The organism is Rhizobium album, assembly GCF_003122325.1.
Lineage (GTDB): Bacteria > Pseudomonadota > Alphaproteobacteria > Rhizobiales > Rhizobiaceae > Metarhizobium > Metarhizobium album.
The window spans coordinates 120,321-136,412 of record NZ_QFBC01000012.1; the positions used below are offsets into that span (position 1 = coordinate 120,321).

At 65.4% G+C, this 16,092-nt stretch carries 16 protein-coding genes and 1 riboswitch; of the genes, 7 read left to right on the forward strand and 9 right to left on the reverse strand.

The features are described 5' to 3' along the window. The first annotated feature begins 101 nt into the window (after positions 1-101). Genes DEM27_RS22550 through DEM27_RS22560 form a run of 3 tightly spaced genes read left to right on the forward strand, consistent with a single transcriptional unit; the run spans position 102 to position 2,092 of the window. A complete protein-coding gene (locus DEM27_RS22550; protein WP_109460491.1) occupies positions 102-890 on the forward strand; it encodes an SDR family NAD(P)-dependent oxidoreductase in 789 nt (262 codons plus the stop codon). 16 nt (positions 891-906) lie between these two features. Further along, the gene (locus tag DEM27_RS22555) at positions 907-1,689 is read left to right on the forward strand and encodes a MoaF C-terminal domain-containing protein (RefSeq protein WP_109460492.1); all 783 of its coding nucleotides are present in this window, start codon (positions 907-909) and stop codon (positions 1,687-1,689) included. Positions 1,690-1,699: 10 nt separating this feature from the next. Beyond that, positions 1,700-2,092 (forward strand): nuclear transport factor 2 family protein, encoded by a 393-nt coding sequence (locus DEM27_RS22560; protein ID WP_109460574.1) that lies wholly within the window; start codon positions 1,700-1,702, stop codon positions 2,090-2,092. 19 nt (positions 2,093-2,111) lie between these two features. On the opposite strand, the gene DEM27_RS22565 is transcribed toward DEM27_RS22560, so the two are convergent. From DEM27_RS22565 to DEM27_RS22605, 9 genes are all read right to left on the reverse strand, one after another. Then, positions 2,112-3,059 (reverse strand): helix-turn-helix domain-containing protein, encoded by a 948-nt coding sequence (locus tag DEM27_RS22565; RefSeq protein WP_109460493.1) that lies wholly within the window; start codon positions 3,057-3,059, stop codon positions 2,112-2,114. A 1-nt stretch (position 3,060) separates the two neighbouring features. Next, on the reverse strand, positions 3,061-3,780 hold the full coding sequence (locus tag DEM27_RS22570) for an ABC transporter ATP-binding protein (RefSeq protein ID WP_109460494.1): 720 nt from the start codon (positions 3,778-3,780) through the stop codon (positions 3,061-3,063). Next, entirely contained in the window at positions 3,780-4,484 is a 705-nt protein-coding gene (locus DEM27_RS22575; RefSeq protein ID WP_109460495.1) for an ABC transporter ATP-binding protein, read from the reverse strand. The genes DEM27_RS22570 and DEM27_RS22575 overlap by 1 nt, the downstream gene beginning before the upstream one ends. Beyond that, positions 4,481-5,518 carry a branched-chain amino acid ABC transporter permease gene (locus DEM27_RS22580; protein ID WP_205908946.1) on the reverse strand — a complete coding sequence of 346 codons (1,038 nt, stop codon included), beginning with the start codon at positions 5,516-5,518 and terminating at the stop codon, positions 4,481-4,483. The genes DEM27_RS22575 and DEM27_RS22580 overlap by 4 nt, the downstream gene beginning before the upstream one ends. Next, the gene (locus DEM27_RS22585; protein WP_109460576.1) at positions 5,515-6,381 is read right to left on the reverse strand and encodes a branched-chain amino acid ABC transporter permease; all 867 of its coding nucleotides are present in this window, start codon (positions 6,379-6,381) and stop codon (positions 5,515-5,517) included. The genes DEM27_RS22580 and DEM27_RS22585 overlap by 4 nt, the downstream gene beginning before the upstream one ends. Positions 6,382-6,499: 118 nt before the next feature. Continuing rightward, positions 6,500-7,747 carry an ABC transporter substrate-binding protein gene (locus DEM27_RS22590; protein WP_109460496.1) on the reverse strand — a complete coding sequence of 416 codons (1,248 nt, stop codon included), beginning with the start codon at positions 7,745-7,747 and terminating at the stop codon, positions 6,500-6,502. Between the two features lie 85 nt (positions 7,748-7,832). Continuing rightward, positions 7,833-9,425, reverse strand: coding sequence for a GMC family oxidoreductase (locus tag DEM27_RS22595; protein WP_109460497.1), 1,593 nt, complete (start codon positions 9,423-9,425; stop codon positions 7,833-7,835). Beyond that, positions 9,425-10,831, reverse strand: coding sequence for an aldehyde dehydrogenase family protein (locus tag DEM27_RS22600; RefSeq protein WP_109460577.1), 1,407 nt, complete (start codon positions 10,829-10,831; stop codon positions 9,425-9,427). Before DEM27_RS22600 ends, DEM27_RS22595 begins: the two co-directional genes overlap by 1 nt. Before the next feature lie 105 nt (positions 10,832-10,936). Then, positions 10,937-11,905, reverse strand: coding sequence for a helix-turn-helix domain-containing protein (locus DEM27_RS22605; RefSeq protein ID WP_109460498.1), 969 nt, complete (start codon positions 11,903-11,905; stop codon positions 10,937-10,939). 179 nt (positions 11,906-12,084) lie between these two features. Next, positions 12,085-12,308: riboswitch (cobalamin riboswitch) on the forward strand. A 178-nt stretch (positions 12,309-12,486) separates the two neighbouring features. Between DEM27_RS22605 and DEM27_RS22610 the strand changes: the two genes are divergently transcribed. From DEM27_RS22610 to DEM27_RS22625, 4 genes are read left to right on the forward strand one after another with little or no spacing between them, the layout of a single operon-like run. Next, on the forward strand, positions 12,487-13,497 hold the full coding sequence (locus DEM27_RS22610; protein WP_109460499.1) for an ABC transporter substrate-binding protein: 1,011 nt from the start codon (positions 12,487-12,489) through the stop codon (positions 13,495-13,497). After that, positions 13,494-14,534 (forward strand): FecCD family ABC transporter permease, encoded by a 1,041-nt coding sequence (locus DEM27_RS22615; RefSeq protein WP_109460500.1) that lies wholly within the window; start codon positions 13,494-13,496, stop codon positions 14,532-14,534. The genes DEM27_RS22610 and DEM27_RS22615 overlap by 4 nt, the downstream gene beginning before the upstream one ends. Continuing rightward, a complete protein-coding gene (locus tag DEM27_RS22620) occupies positions 14,531-15,301 on the forward strand; it encodes an ABC transporter ATP-binding protein (RefSeq protein WP_109460501.1) in 771 nt (256 codons plus the stop codon). Before DEM27_RS22615 ends, DEM27_RS22620 begins: the two co-directional genes overlap by 4 nt. After that, on the forward strand, positions 15,298-16,083 hold the full coding sequence (locus DEM27_RS22625) for a class I SAM-dependent methyltransferase (RefSeq protein WP_109460502.1): 786 nt from the start codon (positions 15,298-15,300) through the stop codon (positions 16,081-16,083). Before DEM27_RS22620 ends, DEM27_RS22625 begins: the two co-directional genes overlap by 4 nt. The last annotated feature ends 9 nt before the right edge of the window (positions 16,084-16,092 follow it).

Sequence of the window (16,092 nt, forward strand, 5' to 3'; positions counted from 1 at the left end):
AGCCAACCTAGTGCATTCTCGGACAAAAGGAAGTGCAGGACCGGACGCGACGTCCCCGAACATCTGGTGCACTATGGCAGCAGAACGGACGGGAGGACAAGATGCGTTTCAAGGACAAGGTCGCCATCATCACCGGCGGCGGAACCGGCATCGGCGCCGCCGTGGCGCGCCGCATTGCCGCCGAGGGAGGAAAGGTGGCGCTGGTCGGCCGCCGGCCAGAACCGCTGCAGGCCGTCGCCGAGGAGATCGGTGCGGCGGTGCTTGCTGCCGATGCCGCCGATACGGCGAGCATGAAGGTGGCGGTCACGGCTGCGGCCGAACAATTCGGCGGCATCGACATTCTCATTGCCAATGCCGGCGGCCATGGCGTCGGTCCGACGCTGTCGATGAGCGACGAGACATGGGATCTCGCCGTCCGGCTGAACCTTAGCACCGCCTTCGTTTCCGCCCGCGAAACCCTGCCGCATCTCATCCGCGCCAAGGGCAACATCGTCGTCTTGTCGTCGATCGCCGGGCTGTTTGCCGGTCCGGATGCGGCCGGCTACGTCACTATGAAACACGGCTGCATCGGCCTGGCGAAATCCCTGGCGCGCGACTACGGCCGGTTCGGCGTGCGCACCAACACGGTCTGCCCCGGATGGGTGACGACGGCGATGGCCGACGAGCAGATGGAAATGCTGGTGGAAAAATACGAGTTGAATTCGGTCGCCGAAGCCTATGCGCTGGTGACCAAGGACGTGCCGCTGCAGCGGCCGGCTTCGGCGGACGAAGTCGCCAATGCCGTCTGCTTCCTGGCCTCCGGCGAGGCGGCGATGATCAACGGCGCCATCCTGACCGTCGATGGCGGCGCCAGCACCGTCGACCTGCCGACGCTTGCCTTTGCCGACTGAGAGGAGGACTTTCATCATGACCCAGCAGAATCCGAAGGACTGGAAAACCTACGACCAGTTCGCCTATGGCATCGACACCAACCGGCTGCCGTTGACGCAGGCGCTCGACGGTTCGTCGCACACCATCCATTTCGACGACGGGCGCACGCTGTCGCTGGCGTTCTCCGGGCAGTCGGTCGAGTGGAGCGACGGCGGACAATCCGGCAAGGATACGGTCGAGGTCGTTACCGTCGCGCCCGACACCTATTTCATCGAGATCGCCTACGCCGGCAAACCGCTGGAAGCCGAAACCGTGATCATCAACACCGCAACACGGCGGGCACTGTCGATACTCTCGATCGTCCGGCCCAAGGAGGAAACGGTCGGAGAGCCGCAGGTCGGGCAGATCTTCCGGCCGGGCGTGCTGGCGGGCGGCGTGGCCAGCGGTTTCGTGCCGGCGGAAAGCCGCGACCTGATCGGTCTACGTGCCCACTTCACCTACAGCCCCAACCACGTCTACGAGCACACCTACCTGTCCTCGCAACGCTATGCCTGGCAATGCCTCGTCGGCGTGCAGCGCGGCCATGGCGACGTCGACCTGGCGACGACCTACAAATTCGCCGAGGGGCAATACGTCTTCACTTTCCGCGAATTCAAGATCCCGGTAGCCTCGACCTTCTTCTATAATTTCGACGACCTGCGCTCGACCGGCAAGTTCCTCGGCATCAACGGCCAGGGTGCCATCCAGAACAGCAATGCCGGCGCCTTCATCCGCAAGGCCTCGGCAACCTTTTACCTGCCCGGCCAGGACCCCGTCTGAGGAGACAATGATGCGCAGCGCATACGAGATCGTCAAAGCCCATTACGACGCCAACGCCCGCCGCGACATGGACGGCATGCTGGCCGACATTGCCGAGGATTGCCGCTGGACGGAGATGGACGGCTTTCCCTGCGCCGGCACCTATGTCGGCCCCGGGGCGATCGTCGAAAACGTCTTCGCCAAGCTCGGCGCGGCCTGGGACGACTATACGTTCACGCTCGAACGCCTGCTGGATGCCGGCGACGAGGTGGTGGCGATCGGCAATTATACCGGACGCTACAAGGCAACGGGCAAGGCGATGAACGTGCGTGTCGTCCATGTCTGGGGCGTGGCGGACGGCAAGATCCGCCGCTTCGAGCAGTTCACCGACACGCTGCGCGTCGCCGAGGCGATGCAGGACTGATGCCAAATCCGGCGGCAGGTCACTCTGCCGCCTGACGCCATTGCGACGGCGTGCGGTCGTAGCGCTGGCGAAACAGCCGCGAAAAATGCGCGCTCGACGAAAAGCCGAACTCGAAGGCGATGTCGGCAATCGAGCCTGGCCGTTGTATCCGCGTCCGCAACGCCTCCGCCGCGACGGCCAGGCGCCGGCTCCAGATATAGTCCGCCGGCGTCGTGCCTTCCGCCTCGAAGGCGCGGTAGACATAGCGCACCGAGCAGCCCATCTTGCGGGCGATGTCGGCGGCATCGAGGTCCGGCCGCCGCACGTTCTGCCCGACATAATCCTTGATGCGGTCGCTGAGAAGCGCAAGCGGCGGCAGCGGTTCGCCGATCCCGGCGGCCAGCCCCTTCTCCGTCATGATCGTGCGCATCAGTTCGGCCATCGCCCGCCCGAGGCTTTCCCGCCCGGCGGCGTCGAGGCGTTCCATCTCGCCGGCAGCGGTCTCCATCATCGAAACCAGAACACGGGGCAAGCCGCCCGGCACAAGCGGTGCCGCCAACGGCTGCCGCAGCCGGCCGGCGATGGCCCGCGGCAGCAGGTCGCGCGGCAGCTGCAGCATCAGAACCTCGACCGGCATGGGATTGTCGAGCCGATAGGAGTAGGCCGGATCATAGATCACCAGCGCCTTGGGGCCGACCGCGAGCTGGCGGTCGCCTTGTGAGAGCTGCGACCAGCCGCGCGTCTGGATGATCAGCTTGACCATGTCCGGCCGGTTGCCGCCGGCAAGCACGTTTTCGCCATCGACGACATGCGCCTCGGCCTCCAGCCGCGTCAGGCGGCATAACCCGAGCCGGACCGAAACGAGCCGGCTCGCCGCCTCCCGCCCTTCGGTAAAATGCAGGCGGACATTGCCGAACAGGCGGCGCGCGACGAAGGACACATCGGTGCCCGCTGCCGCATCGACGAAGGATGGATGCACTTCCGCCATGCTAGTTCGCCAGATAGGCGCCGTGGAGAATATCAGGACGCTGGCGCAGCGTCTCCGATGGACCGTCGAACACCAGGCGGCCGCGCTCCAGCACCATGGCTTGGCTGGCGAGGCCGAGCGCCAGATGCGCGAACTGCTCGATCAGCAGCACGCCGATGCCGTCACGGGCCGCCAGCGTCAGCGCCTCGGCCAGTCGCTTCACCACGGTCGGCGCCAGGCCGAGCGACAATTCGTCGACGATCATGAAACGCGGCCGGGCGACGAAGGCCTGCGCCATCGCCACCATCTGCTTCTGGCCGCCGGAGAGATCGCCGGCAAGCTGCTGGCGGCGGGCCTGCAGCTCCGGGAAGATTTCGAAGGCGCGGTTCAATCCGTCGCGCCGGGCGGCCGCCTTGCGGTCGAGAACGGAGACGAGGAGATTGTCCTCCACCGTCATCTGGCCCAGCACGCGGTGCCCCTCCGGCACCATGGCGATGCCCCTGCGGCGCACCGCATCGGCGGCAAGGCCGGTCAGCTTCTGGCCGCCCAGCGAGACGGAGCCGGATGCCGTCGGGATGGCGCCGGCAATCGCCATCACCGTGCTCGACTTGCCGGCACCGTTGGCGCCGAGCAGCGTGCTGATCGTACCGGGTTTCACCATGAATGAAATGCCGTGCAGCACTCGCTTGCCGCCGCGCTCGACGACGAGATTGTCGATGGCGATCGTCTCTGCTCCGGACATCACAACTCTCCCAGATAGGCGCGACGCACGTCCGGATCGGCAAGCACCGTTTCGGTCGGGCCGAGCGCCAGCCGCCGGCCGTAATCGAGCACCAGCGTTTCGCTGCACATGGCGCGGATGAGATCGACGTCATGATCGATGACGATCACCTGCGCCGAAAATTCCGAAGGAATGCGCAGCACGAGATCGCGCAGGCGCGCGCCCTCCTCGTCGGTCAGGCCGGCCGCCGGTTCGTCGAGCAGGATCAGCCGCGGCGTGCCGATCAGGCACTTGCCGAGTTCGACCAGCCGACGTTCGAACAGATTGAGCCGCGCACCGAGACGGTGGGCGACCGAACGCAGGCCGACGAAATCCAGCGCGCGGTCGGTGGTGCGGCTGCGCTCGCCGGGCGCGGTGACATGATCGGCGATGGCGAAAAGATTGTCGCGCGCCGTCAGGTCCTCGACCACCTGCTCCGTCTGGAAGGAGCGTCGCAATCCCGCCTTGACGCGCTGCAGCGGCGAAAGCGGCAGCAGCGGCCGGCCATCCAGCCGGACCGATCCCTCCACCGGCCGGACGAAACCGGAGAGCACGTTGAGAAGCGTGGTCTTGCCCGCACCGTTGGGGCCGATCAGGCCGGAGACCGGCGCGGTCAGGGCCGCGGTCAACTGGTCGATCGGCTTGATGCCGCCGAAGCGGACGGAGAGCGTTTCGACTTCGATCATCGGTCGTCGCCTTTCCTGAAACGGGCCGCAAGGGTGGCAATCTGGCCGGCGATACCGGTCGGCGCTGTCGCCAGAGCATGGAACAGGGCCACGCCGAAGATGCCGATGGTCACGTAGCCATCGATGCCGAGATCGGTGAGAAGCGCTGGCAAGGCGCGCAGCAACAGGCCGGCGATCACCGCGCCGTACCAGTGATAGGCCCCGCCGACGGTCGCCAGCGCAAACAGGTTGAGACTCTCGAAAGCCGAGAAAGCACGGCCTTCCAGCTGGCCGACATTGCCAGCGAGCAGCGCGCCGGCGATCCCGGCGAGAAAACCGGAGAGCGCAAAGGCCCAGGCCTTGTAGGCCAGCACGTTGACGCCGGATGAGATCGCCACCGTCTCGCCCTTGCGGATCAGGGCCCAGGCGCGGCCGGGCCTGCTGATCTTGTGCCATTGCACCAGCAAAAGCCCCAGCGTCGCAACGGCGCAGCAATAGAGGAAATAAGGCACGGCCTCGGTGGCAAGATCCGGGCGCGGCAGCATGGCGCGGCCGGAACCATCGGCGCGGCCGAGAAACCCCGGACCACCGTCCGGAAAGCCCCAGGCGGAAATGACGATCTGGAAGGCGCCGGCAAGCATCAGCGTCACCAGAGCAAGATAAAGCCCGCGCAGCCGCAATGCCGGGATGCCGAACAGCAGGCCGGTCAGGGTCGCGACGATACCGCCGGCCAGCATGCTCACCTCGAAGGGCGGATGGAAGGCATGACCAATACGCAGCGTCGCCCAGCCGCCGACGCCGACCAGCGCGAACTGGCAGAGCGAGACGAGGCCGAGCTGGCCATAAAGCACCGCGACACCGGCGACGGAAAGCGACAGGGCCATGGCCGAGGTGGTGGCCGACAGCCAGAAGGCGTTGGCAAGCAGCGAAACGAGGGCGGCAAACACCGCCATGGCAAACACGATGACCAGCAGGGGCCGGTACGAGAGTCCGGTGGTCACCGGGGAAGATGACGACGACATGGCAGCGGCGGAAAGGGTTTTGTCTGTGCTCATCGATCCCTCAGGGCGGCTCTGGAGGTGCTTCCGAGGATCGTCACGGCAATCAGCGCGATGACGAAGGGGGCGGCGGCGCGGTAGGGCGAGACCCAGGCGATCGGCGTCAGCACCGCTTCGGCGAGACCGATGCCGATCCCGGCAATCGCCGTCACATACAGCGAGCGCAACTGGCCGAGAATGGCGGCGGCAATCGCCGGGATGACGACGAAGGTCAGGAACGTGCCCTGCAGGCGCACGAGGTCGGCCAGCAGCAGACCGGCAAGCCCGGAAAACAGCCCGGTGATCACCCAAGCCGCGGTCTCCGTGTGCAGCACGCGCACGCCGAGGATGGCGGAGAGATCGCGGTCGTTGGCAAGGGCGCGCATGTCGAGGCCGAGCCGGGTGCGGTTGAGCAGCAGGGTGATGGCGGCGACCATGGCGAGCGACAGGAAAAGCGCGATGAGCCGGGTGAAGGTCAGGCGCACGCCGAAGACGGTGAGATACATCTGATCGGTCGGAAACTGCAGCCGGCGCGGCAGCTCGCCCCAGATCACGCCCATGGCGGCGATCAGCACCAGCGCCGGCGCCAGCGTGCCGACGGCGCGCACGACGATATCGCGATGCGAGAGCATCGGCGCGAAGATTCTGCCGTACAGGAAACTCACCGCCGTCGAGGTGAGCACGCCGGCAAGGATGGCGAGCGCCAGCGGCCAGTTCCATTGCAGCACCTGCCAGGCGACATGGGCGCCCAGCGCTCCAAAGGCACCGAAAGCGAAGTTCAGGACGCCGGTGGAGCGGAAGAGAATGACGAGACCGACACCCGACAGCGCGTAGACTGCGCCGATTCCGAGGCCGGAAATCAGGAATGGCAGGAGAGACATGATGCCCCCGAGGATGCGGATTTGCACTTCACGCAATTCCGCCCGCAAGCCGCAGGAGTTCATCGGAATTGCTACGGAAGAACCCTGCGGGCCATATCGGTCCGCAGGGTTCGGACGATTATTTCAGGTTGGCTTCGAAGGCGCGGATATCCTTGAGCTCCGGATCGGGCGACGGAACGCAATCGGAAATCACCTTCCACTTGCCGCCTTCGCTGACCGCCATGCGGGTGGTCGAGTTGGCATTGTGGCGCGGCTGGCCATCACCGAAGTACCAGGGGGCGCAGAAGATATCGCTCTCGAAACCCTTCACCTGGCGAACGGCGGCCGAGACGCTTTCGCGGGTGATCTCCTTGCCGTCGAGGCTCATCAGCGCCTTTTCGGCGATGCGGGCGGCGAGATAACCGGCCTGGGCGAAGGTGTCGCGCGGATCGGATGCCTGGCCGTACTGGTCCATCACCGCCAGCCAGTTGGCATTGTCCGGCGTCTGGGCTTCGAGATCGTTGAATTCCATGTTGACGTAGAACTTGCCGTCCCAGCCGGCGCCGATAGTTCCGGGTACGGAGAGATCATAGGCCGAAGCAGCCGACAGGAAGGTGATCGTCTCGTTCAGGCCCTGCTCCTCGGCGGCGACCAGCAGCGGCACGGCAACCCCCTTCGACATGCCGAGCACGATGACGTCCGGCTTGCTCGCGGCGGCCTGCAGCATGATCGAAGTGGCATCGGCGCTGCCCGGATCCATCAGGATGGTCTCGGCGGCAAAACCCTTTTCCTTTGCAAGCAGCATGACGCCGTCGCAGGACCAGGTGCCGACATTGGGGATGTTCGGGCCGATGCAGACCACCGACTTGGCGTTCAGGTGATCCAGCGCGTAACCCATGGCGCCGAGCATCGAGACACGCGGACCGGCATTGGTCGGCGCATAGTTTTCGGCAAAGAAGCACTCGCGCGGCACGCCGACGCCGGCGACGACGTAGATGCCGGCCTTCTTGTAGAATTCGGCATTGGCGCCGCATTCGACATAACTGGAATTGCCGACCATCAGCACCGCCTTCTTGTCGTCGACGAGCTTGGCGGCCAGCTGGGCGGCCGTTTCCGGGTTCCACTGGTCGTCTTCGACCAGGTAGCTCACCGGCCGGCCCTTGATGCCGCCATTGGCGTTGAGGCAGTCGAAATAGGCCTTGGCCGCCTTGGTCGAGTTCGAAAAGTCGTCCGGCCCGGTCTTGCCGGTGATGGCGCCGATGACGATCGGTTCGCCGCTGGCGGCCTGCCCGGTATTGTCGCCGCAGGATGCCGCCGCCTGCGCGCCGGTTATGCCGGCCAGGCCGAACGCCAAACCGAACAGCAGTCCCTTCAACAATCTTGTCATGGTGCTTCCTCCTCCTTGTTTTGTCTGCCGTCGCGGCATTTGCCGACGGCGCTCCTCCGCGCCATCGGGCCGAAAGCGGTCTTTTTCAGCGAACAGCCCGCTCGATGAAGGATGCGGCGCGGGCGCCGATCATCATGCAGGGCGCGTTGGTGTTGCCGGACACCAGCGTCGGCATCACCGAGGCATCGGCGACGCGCAGCCCCTCGACGCCGCGCACCGTCAGCTCCGGCGTCACGACGGCCAGCGGATCGTCCTCGCGTCCCATCCGCGCCGTTCCGGCCGGATGGAAAACGGTCTTGGCGGTCTGGCGGATATAATTTTCCAGGGCTGCAGCATCGTTTTCGACGCCCGGGCGCGGCAGGACGCGGCGCTTGACGATCGCCTGCATCGATGGTGCATCGAGAATGCGGATTGCCGCCTTGACGCCGCGGGCCAGCGTCTCGACATCGGCGGGATCCGACAAAACGTTGGCGTTGAAATCCACCTTGGCGGCCGGATCGGCTGATGTGATGCGGATAGAGCCGCGCGAGCGGGGGAGCAGATAACAGGGGCCGATGGAAAAGCCGTGCCCCGGCTCCGGCTCGCGGTCGACGAAACCGACCAGAACCGGCAGCACATGGAACTGCACGTCCGGCTGGCCGGTGCCGGCGGTATCGACGAAACCGCCGCATTCCACCACGTTCGAGCTCAACAGGCCCTGTTTCGTCGTCAGGTAGCGCAGCATATGGCCGACGGCCCTGAGACCCGAGTCATGGCCGAGGATCGAGATCGGCTCGCGCGTCTCGGCCTGCACCGGCACTTCCATGTGGTCCTGGTAGTTTTCGCCGACCCCCGGCAGATCGGCGACGACGTCGATGCCGAGCGACGCAAGATGGCCGCCATTGCCGATACCGGACAGTTGCAGCAGCCGCGGCGTGGCGATGGCGCCGGCGGCCAGCACGATTTCGCGGCTCGCCTTGTAGACGGTGCCGTCCAGCAGGGCGACGCCGATCGCCTTCCTGCCCTCGAACAGCACCCGCGCCACCTTGCGTTCGGTGAGCACGGTGACGTTCGGCCGCTTTTCCGCCTCACGCAGGAAGGCCATGGCCGAACTCCAGCGTCGGCCGCCATTGGTGGTGCTCTGGTAGAAACCGACGCCTTCCTGGTCGGCGCCGTTGAAATCCGCGTTCGGCTTCAGGCCGGATTCGACGGCGGCCCTGACGAAGGCTTCCGACAGCGGATGGCGGTGGCGCGGATTGGACACGGTCAGCGTGCCGGCCTGGCCGTGAAACTCGCCGTCGAAGACCTGGTTTTTCTCCAATGCCTTGAAGGCCGGCAATACCTCGTCGTAGGACCAGCCGCGGCAGCCCATCTGCGACCAGGTGTCGTAGTCGTTGCGGTGGCCGCGGATGTAGATCATGGCGTTGACCGAGGAGCCGCCGCCCAGCACATTGCCCTGCGGCACGATGCTGGGGCGGCCGTTGAGACCGGGCTCCGGATCGGAGGCGTAAGGGTGGATATCGATACCCTTGCCGAGAACCTTGAAGAAGGTCGCCGGGATATGGATCCACGGATCGCTGTCGCGGCGGCCGGATTCGATCAGCAGCACCCGGTTCTTCGGGTTTGCGGACAGGCGGTTGACGACGACGCAGCCGGCCGAACCGCCACCGACGATGATATAGTCGTAGGTTTCCGTCATCAGCTCAGAACCGTCTGGATGGTGGTGAATTCCTTGAGGCCGTCGACACCGAACTCGACGCCGATGCCCGATTGCTTGACACCGCCGAAAGGGGCGTTCGGCTGGATGGCACCGTGCTTGTTGATCCATACCGAGCCGCATTCGAGCTGCAGGGCGACGGCACGCGCCCTTTCCGGATCGCCGGACCACACCGAGCCGCCGAGCCCGGAGGGATTGTCGTTGGCCCGCCGGATGACCTCGTCGACATCGCTGTAGCGGATGATCGGCAGGACGGGACCGAACTGCTCCTCGTCCACCAGCCGCACGCCGTTGTCGACATCGGCAACCAGCGTCACCGGGTAGAAATAGCCCGGCCCATCCGGCGCCTCGCCGCCGATCAGGATGCGGCCGCCCTGCGCGCGGGCGTCCTCGACCAGTTCGCGCACCTTGGCGAACTGCATGGCATTCTGCACCGGCCCGAGGATGCTCGTTTCGTCCAGGCCGTCACCGACGCGGATATTGGCGGCATAATCGGTCAGGCGCCGGCAGACTTCGTCGTAGAGGCTGTCATGGACATAAAGCCGCTTCAGCGCCGCGCAGGTCTGGCCGTTGTTGATGAAGGCACCCCAGAACACGCCTTCGGCGATGCGGGCGGGATCGGCATCCGGCAGGACGATGCCGGCATCGTTGCCGCCGAGTTCCAGTGTCAGGCGTTTCAGCGTCGCGACGGCCGATGCCATCACCTTCTTGCCGGTTTCGGTGGAGCCGGTAAACGTCATCTTGGCGATGCCGGGATGGGCCGACAGCGCCGCGCCGATGGCGTTCTCACCGGTGACGACGTTGACGACGCCCGGCGGCAGCACCTCGTTGATGATCTCGACCAGGCGGATGGTGGAAAGCGGCGTCAGCGGCGACGGCTTGATGACCACGGTGTTGCCGGCGCGCATCGCCGGGATGATATGCCAGCAGGCGATCATCACCGGCCAGTTCCACGGCGTGATCGAACCGGTAACACCGACCGGCTTGCGGTGGATCTCCACCCGGCCCTCGTTGTTGTCCTGCACCACTTCGACGGGCAGGCTGAGTTCTGCGGTATGGCGCGTCCAGGCGAGCGCACCGCCGATCTCGAAGCGGGAACCCAGGCCGTTCAGCGGCTTGCCCTGCTCCAGCGTCAGCAGCCGGGCGACCTCCTCGGCATTTTCGGCCAGCTTTTCGGCGATGGCGCGGCAGGCGTCGGCGCGTTCGGCATCGCTGGTCTTCGACCAGCTTTCGAAAGCCGCCGTGGCGGCGGCGACGGCGCGGTCGAGATCGGCTTCGCTCGCCAGCGGCATCAGGCCGACGACCTCCCCGGTCGACGGATTGCGCACTTCGGCATGATGGGGCGTGGCAACGCGTTCGCCGCCGATGAGCAGCGTGGACTGCTTCACTGTCATTTCCTCCCTTGACGTGTCGGGAGGAGTATTGCCGCATCGGCCGCAGCCGTCTTGGAGAGAAGCGCGCCGCGTCTTGGACCGGAGCGCAGCCGCGACGATTTACGGCGCGGCGCCCTTCAGCAGATCGGTCGGCGAGCAGTCGAACAGCTCCTTGAAGCTGCGATTGAAGTAGGAAATGTCGTTGAAGCCGGCCGAATAGGCAACCTCGGCGATGGTGCCGCCCGTCCTGTGCTCCTTCAACCGCTCGATCTTCTCCTTGGCCAGCCGCAACCGCTTGTCGCGGATGACGGTGGTGCAGGTGACGCCCATGCCCTGGAAATCCTGTTGCAGCGTGCGGATCGAGATGCCGAGCCGGGTCGCCAGCCAGCGGGCGGAGAGGTCGTTTTCCGTCAGATGCCGGTCGATCAGCAGATCGACCATCTGCAGGCGCTTGGTGGCGCTGTCGTGCAGGGCATGCAGCGGCTCGCTCTCGCGGCTGGAATGGAAGGCCTGGCGCGTTGCGGTGAACATCAGCTGCCGCAGATGCGCCGAGGCCGAATCCGATTCCGCCGTCATCATGATCTTGGCGATCAGCGCCTGCAGCATCAGCGCCATCGGATCGGAGGCAAAAAGCTTTCGCGCCACGTCGAAATGGATGCGGCTGTCGGAATACATCAGCTGCCGCGGCAGGTGCAGCGACAGGTGGTTGGAAAACCGGCCGCCGAAATAAAAGGTCGTCGGCCTGGTGGAATCGACCAGGATGCATTCGCCGACATCGAGGACATTCTGCTGGCCGCTATGCTCCAGCCCGCAGCTGCCTTCGATCTGCACGATCAGGAACAGATGCTCCTGGGCATCCTTGCGGATGTCGTCCCAATCGCGGCGAACGCAATCGAGGTCGTTGGAGACATGGGCAAACTCCATGCCGCAGACGTCGATGCGTTTGGCAGCCCCCAGCACGCCGTCGCCGCGGGCCATGACCTTCGGGTTGAAACTGCCGCAGATCGAGCGGAGATCATCCGCCCACTGGTCGTAGGATAGGGTCGCCCAGGCCTCCGGCACGAGGTTTCGATGCTGAATGAGCTCCAACTTTGCCTCCCAACAATAGTCGGTCCTGTCGCAGGAGGTCGCGGCTGGCGCACGCCCTGATCGACCGGTCCAGCATGTGCCTCGCGCCGGAACGAGTCAATATATTTCACTCGTTAATTAAATTCGCCACGGGAAAAGCCCGGCTTCGCCTCGCCGCCGTTGACCCGAAGCCCCGGGTCGGGCTATCTGGCCGGGACGGTTCCCCAAGGATGACTCCGCGGGGATTAATAGGGAACACGGTGAGGACGACCCCAGGAGGGACTGAAACCGTGGCTGCCCCCGCAACTGTAAGCGGATTGCCGATCATCCTCGGGCCAAGGCCATGCCACTGCGACAACGCGGGAAGGCAGATGATCGGCAGATATTCGCGAGCCAGGAGACCTGCCGTCGATCACGATCCAATCAGCCGGGCGGGGATGCCCGGACAAGGAGCAGACATGATTGACCTGACCCTTCGCCTTCACCGGCGCGCATCGGCCCCGATTGGGTTCTCCCACGACCGTAACGGCCTATCCGGCCATCGCCCTGCGGCGATGCTGTCCTGAGCCATTGCGTCACCATTCCAGCCATCGAGAGGCCCTATGCGCCAATTTCTGACGAGTTTCGTTTTTGCCATCGGCATGGCCGGCCTGGCCGCGCCGGCCATGGCCGCCACCCAATATCCGCTGACGATCACCAATTGCGGCCAGACCGTCACCTTCGACAAGGCGCCCGCCAAGATCGTCTCCATCGGCCAGGGCATGACCGAAATCCTGTTTTCGCTCGGCCTCGCCGACAAGATCGCCGGCACGGCGGTCTGGGTCGGACCGGTCCTGCCGCAATATGCCGAGGCGAACGCCAAGATCAAACGGCTGGCGGACAATGATCCGAGCTTCGAATCCGTCGTCGGCGAGGAACCGGACCTGGTCGCCGCCGAATTCGAATGGCATGTCGGCACACAAGGCTCCGTCGGCAAGCGCGAGCAGTTTTCCGGCCTCGGCATCAACACCTATGTCGCGCCGGCCGATTGCGTCGCCAAGATCAACACCGATGGCGGCGACGGCGTGCGCAAGGAGCTGTTCACCATGGAGCTGATCTACCAGGAGATCGGCGAGCTTGCCGAAATCTTCGACATCAAGGAGCGCGGCGACGCGCTGATCGCCGACCTGAAGAAGCGGGAGGCGGATGCGGCTGCCTCGATATCGGGCGCCAAGGACTTGCCGGTGGTCTTCTGGTTCTCCAGCAAGGAAGTCAGCGGCGACGCCTACATTGCCGGCAAGAACAGCGCCCCGGCCTACATCCTCAAGACGCTCGGCGCCAAGAACGTCGTGACGACGGAAGAAGAATGGCCGCTGGTCGGCTGGGAAACTATTTCCCAGGCAAATCCGGCCGTCATCGTCATCGCCACGATGGACCGCCGCCGCTACGCCGCAGACGATCCGCAGGTGAAGCTCGACTTCCTGGCCAAGGACCCGGTCACCAGCGAGCTCGACGCGGTGAAGAACAAGCATTTCGTGATGATGGACGCGCAGTCGATGAACCCGACGATCCGCACCATCGACGGTATCGAAGTGCTCGCCAAGGGCATCAAAGACGCCGGCCTGGCAAAGTGACGCAAACGGTCTCCCGGCAGACGCATGGGTGGGCGCTGCCGGTGCTCACCCTTCTGGCCGTCGTGCTGCTTGTCTTCGTGGTCAGTCTCGCGGTTTCCATCGGCGAGATCTCGATTCCGATCGAAACGACGGTCAAGGCGGTGTCGAACCGGCTTTTCGGCACCACCTTCGAACTGAGCCGCATCCACCAGGGCATCGTCTGGGATTACCGGCTGAGCCGGGCGCTGGTCGCTGCCAGTTCCGGTGCGGCATTGGCGCTCTGCGGCGTCATCCTGCAGGCGCTTCTTCGCAATCCGCTGGCCGAACCCTATGTGCTGGGCATTTCGGCCGGCGCTTCGACCGGCGCGGTGGCGGTGATGATCCTCGGTTTCGGCTACGGCGTGCTCACCCTGTCCACCGGCGCCTTCATCGGCGCCGTCATCGCCTTCCTGCTGGTCGGGCTGCTTGCGGCCGGAGCCGGCGGCAGCGGCGAACGCATCATCCTCTGCGGCGTCGCCGGTTCGCAGCTCTTCAACGCCTTGACCTCCTATATCGTCACGACCTCGGCCAATGCAGAACAGGCGCGCGGCGTGATGTTCTGGCTGCTCGGCTCGATGAGTGGCGTGCGCTGGCCGGATGTCTGGCTGGCCGCGCCGATCGCCATCGTCGGGGTCGTCATTTCGATGTTCTACGCCAGGGCGCTCGACGCCTTCATCTTCGGCACCGATGCCGCCGCCACCCTCGGCATCGCCGTGCGGCGGGTGCAGATCGTGCTGCTCGGGGTCACAGCGCTGATGACCGCCACCATGGTCAGCATCGTCGGCTCGGTCGGTTTCGTCGGCCTCGTCATTCCGCATGCCGCCCGCTTCATCGTCGGGCCGAAACATGACCGGCTGCTGCCGACCGCGGCGCTGGCCGGCGCCATCTTCATGGTCGCCGCCGACATCGTCTCGCGGATCATCATTCCGCAGCAGATCCTGCCGATCGGCGTCGTCACCGCGCTGTTCGGCGCCCCGGCCTTTGCGGTCATCCTCTATCGGGCACGGAGAACGGCATGAGCATCCACGTCGATACGGTGAGTTTTGCCGCCGGCAACACGCTGATCGTCGACGGCGTCAGCGTGGCAGCGGAAAAGGGCAAGGTGCTCGGGCTGCTGGGGCCGAACGGTTCGGGAAAATCCAGCCTGCTGAAACTGATATGCCGGCTGCGCAAGGTGCAGAGCGGCGTCATCCGGCTCGGAGACGACGACATCGCCTCGATCCCCCGCGCCGCGCTTGCCCGTCGCATCGCCCTTGTCGAGCAGCAGGCCACCACCGAGACGCAGGTGACGGTAATGGATGTGGTGCGGCTTGGCCGCACGCCGCATCGCGGCCCGTTATCCTCCTGGTCAACCGGTGACGATTCGGCCGTTGCGGAAGCACTGTCGCGGGTCGGCATGCACGACAGGGCCGGGCAGCTGTGGCACACGCTCTCCGGCGGCGAGCGCCAGCGGGTGCATATCGCCCGCGCCCTGGCGCAGACGCCGAGCGAACTGCTGCTCGACGAGCCGACCAACCATCTCGACATCCAGCACCAGCTCGACATTCTGGGGCTGGTCTCCAGGCTCGACGTCACCTCGATCGTCGCGCTGCACGACCTCAACCTCGCGGCGATGTTCTGCGACCGGCTGGTCGTGCTGCAGAAAGGCCGGGTGATTGCCGCAGGCATACCGGAAGAGGTGCTGACCGCAGACCTGATCGCCGAGGTTTTCGGCGTACGGGCGTGCGTCGAAAAATCCGCGGTGCACGGTCGCTGCAACATCCAGTACATGGCATCAGGCGCATGACGAACACGACGGCCGGTGACAACTTCGACCTCAAGGAAGAGATCCGCGACTACTGGTCGAAACGATCCGAAACCTTCGACCTGGCCTTCGGCCACAGGATTGCGCCGGGACCGGAGGCGGAGGCCTGGCAGAAGCCGATCCGGGATATGCTGGGCCTCCGGCCGCAACGCGTGCTGGAGCTGGCCTGCGGCACCGGCGAGGTCACCCGCCTGATCCACGACCTCGGTCACGACGTGACGGCGCTCGACTTTTCCGAGGCGATGCTGGCGGTGGCGAAACGCAAACATGCCGGCAAGGACCGGCTGCGCTTCCTGCTCGCCGACGCCGAACAGACGATGGAGCCGGACGCCACTTACGACGCCATCGTCTGCCGCCATCTCGTCTGGACCCTCACCCGGCCGGAAGAGGCGTTGCGGGAATGGTTCCGCATCCTCAAGCCCGGCGGCCGGATCCTGATCTATGACGGCGACTGGGCGACGCCGAAACCGTTCGGCCGCCTGGTGGCGCGGCTGATCGCGCTGATCGATTTTTGTGTGGGAGCGGACAGGAACTACGATGGTGCACTGAGCGATCGTCATGGCCGCATCATGCAGGCGCTCCCCTTCGGTCACGGCCTGCAGGCGGCCGAATTGATTCCGCTTCTGGAAAAGGTGGGTTTTGGCGCGATCGAAGTGCACTCGCACGAGCCCATCGCCAGGGCACAACGAAAAGGCGCCAACCTGCGAAACCGGCTGCGCACCTTCGTCTATCGGCGTTTCATCCTCACCTGCAGCAAGCCCTGAGACGGCCGG

What these genes read in the sequence shown, in the direction of transcription:
- DEM27_RS22565 (WP_109460493.1), bottom strand. Translation starts at nt 3,059, where the DNA reads ATGGCGGAAGTGCATCCATCCTTCGTCGATGCGGCAGCGGGCACCGAT.
- DEM27_RS22620 (WP_109460501.1), top strand. Translation starts at nt 14,531, where the DNA reads ATGAGCATCCACGTCGATACGGTGAGTTTTGCCGCCGGCAACACGCTG.
- DEM27_RS22610 (WP_109460499.1), top strand. Translation starts at nt 12,487, where the DNA reads ATGCGCCAATTTCTGACGAGTTTCGTTTTTGCCATCGGCATGGCCGGC.
- DEM27_RS22575 (WP_109460495.1), bottom strand. Translation starts at nt 4,484, where the DNA reads ATGATCGAAGTCGAAACGCTCTCCGTCCGCTTCGGCGGCATCAAGCCG.
- DEM27_RS22595 (WP_109460497.1), bottom strand. Translation starts at nt 9,425, where the DNA reads ATGACGGAAACCTACGACTATATCATCGTCGGTGGCGGTTCGGCCGGC.
- DEM27_RS22585 (WP_109460576.1), bottom strand. Translation starts at nt 6,381, where the DNA reads ATGTCTCTCCTGCCATTCCTGATTTCCGGCCTCGGAATCGGCGCAGTC.
- DEM27_RS22580 (WP_205908946.1), bottom strand. Translation starts at nt 5,518, where the DNA reads ATGAGCACAGACAAAACCCTTTCCGCCGCTGCCATGTCGTCGTCATCT.
- DEM27_RS22625 (WP_109460502.1), top strand. Translation starts at nt 15,298, where the DNA reads ATGACGAACACGACGGCCGGTGACAACTTCGACCTCAAGGAAGAGATC.
- DEM27_RS22590 (WP_109460496.1), bottom strand. Translation starts at nt 7,747, where the DNA reads ATGACAAGATTGTTGAAGGGACTGCTGTTCGGTTTGGCGTTCGGCCTG.
- DEM27_RS22570 (WP_109460494.1), bottom strand. Translation starts at nt 3,780, where the DNA reads ATGTCCGGAGCAGAGACGATCGCCATCGACAATCTCGTCGTCGAGCGC.
- DEM27_RS22550 (WP_109460491.1), top strand. Translation starts at nt 102, where the DNA reads ATGCGTTTCAAGGACAAGGTCGCCATCATCACCGGCGGCGGAACCGGC.
- DEM27_RS22555 (WP_109460492.1), top strand. Translation starts at nt 907, where the DNA reads ATGACCCAGCAGAATCCGAAGGACTGGAAAACCTACGACCAGTTCGCC.
- DEM27_RS22560 (WP_109460574.1), top strand. Translation starts at nt 1,700, where the DNA reads ATGCGCAGCGCATACGAGATCGTCAAAGCCCATTACGACGCCAACGCC.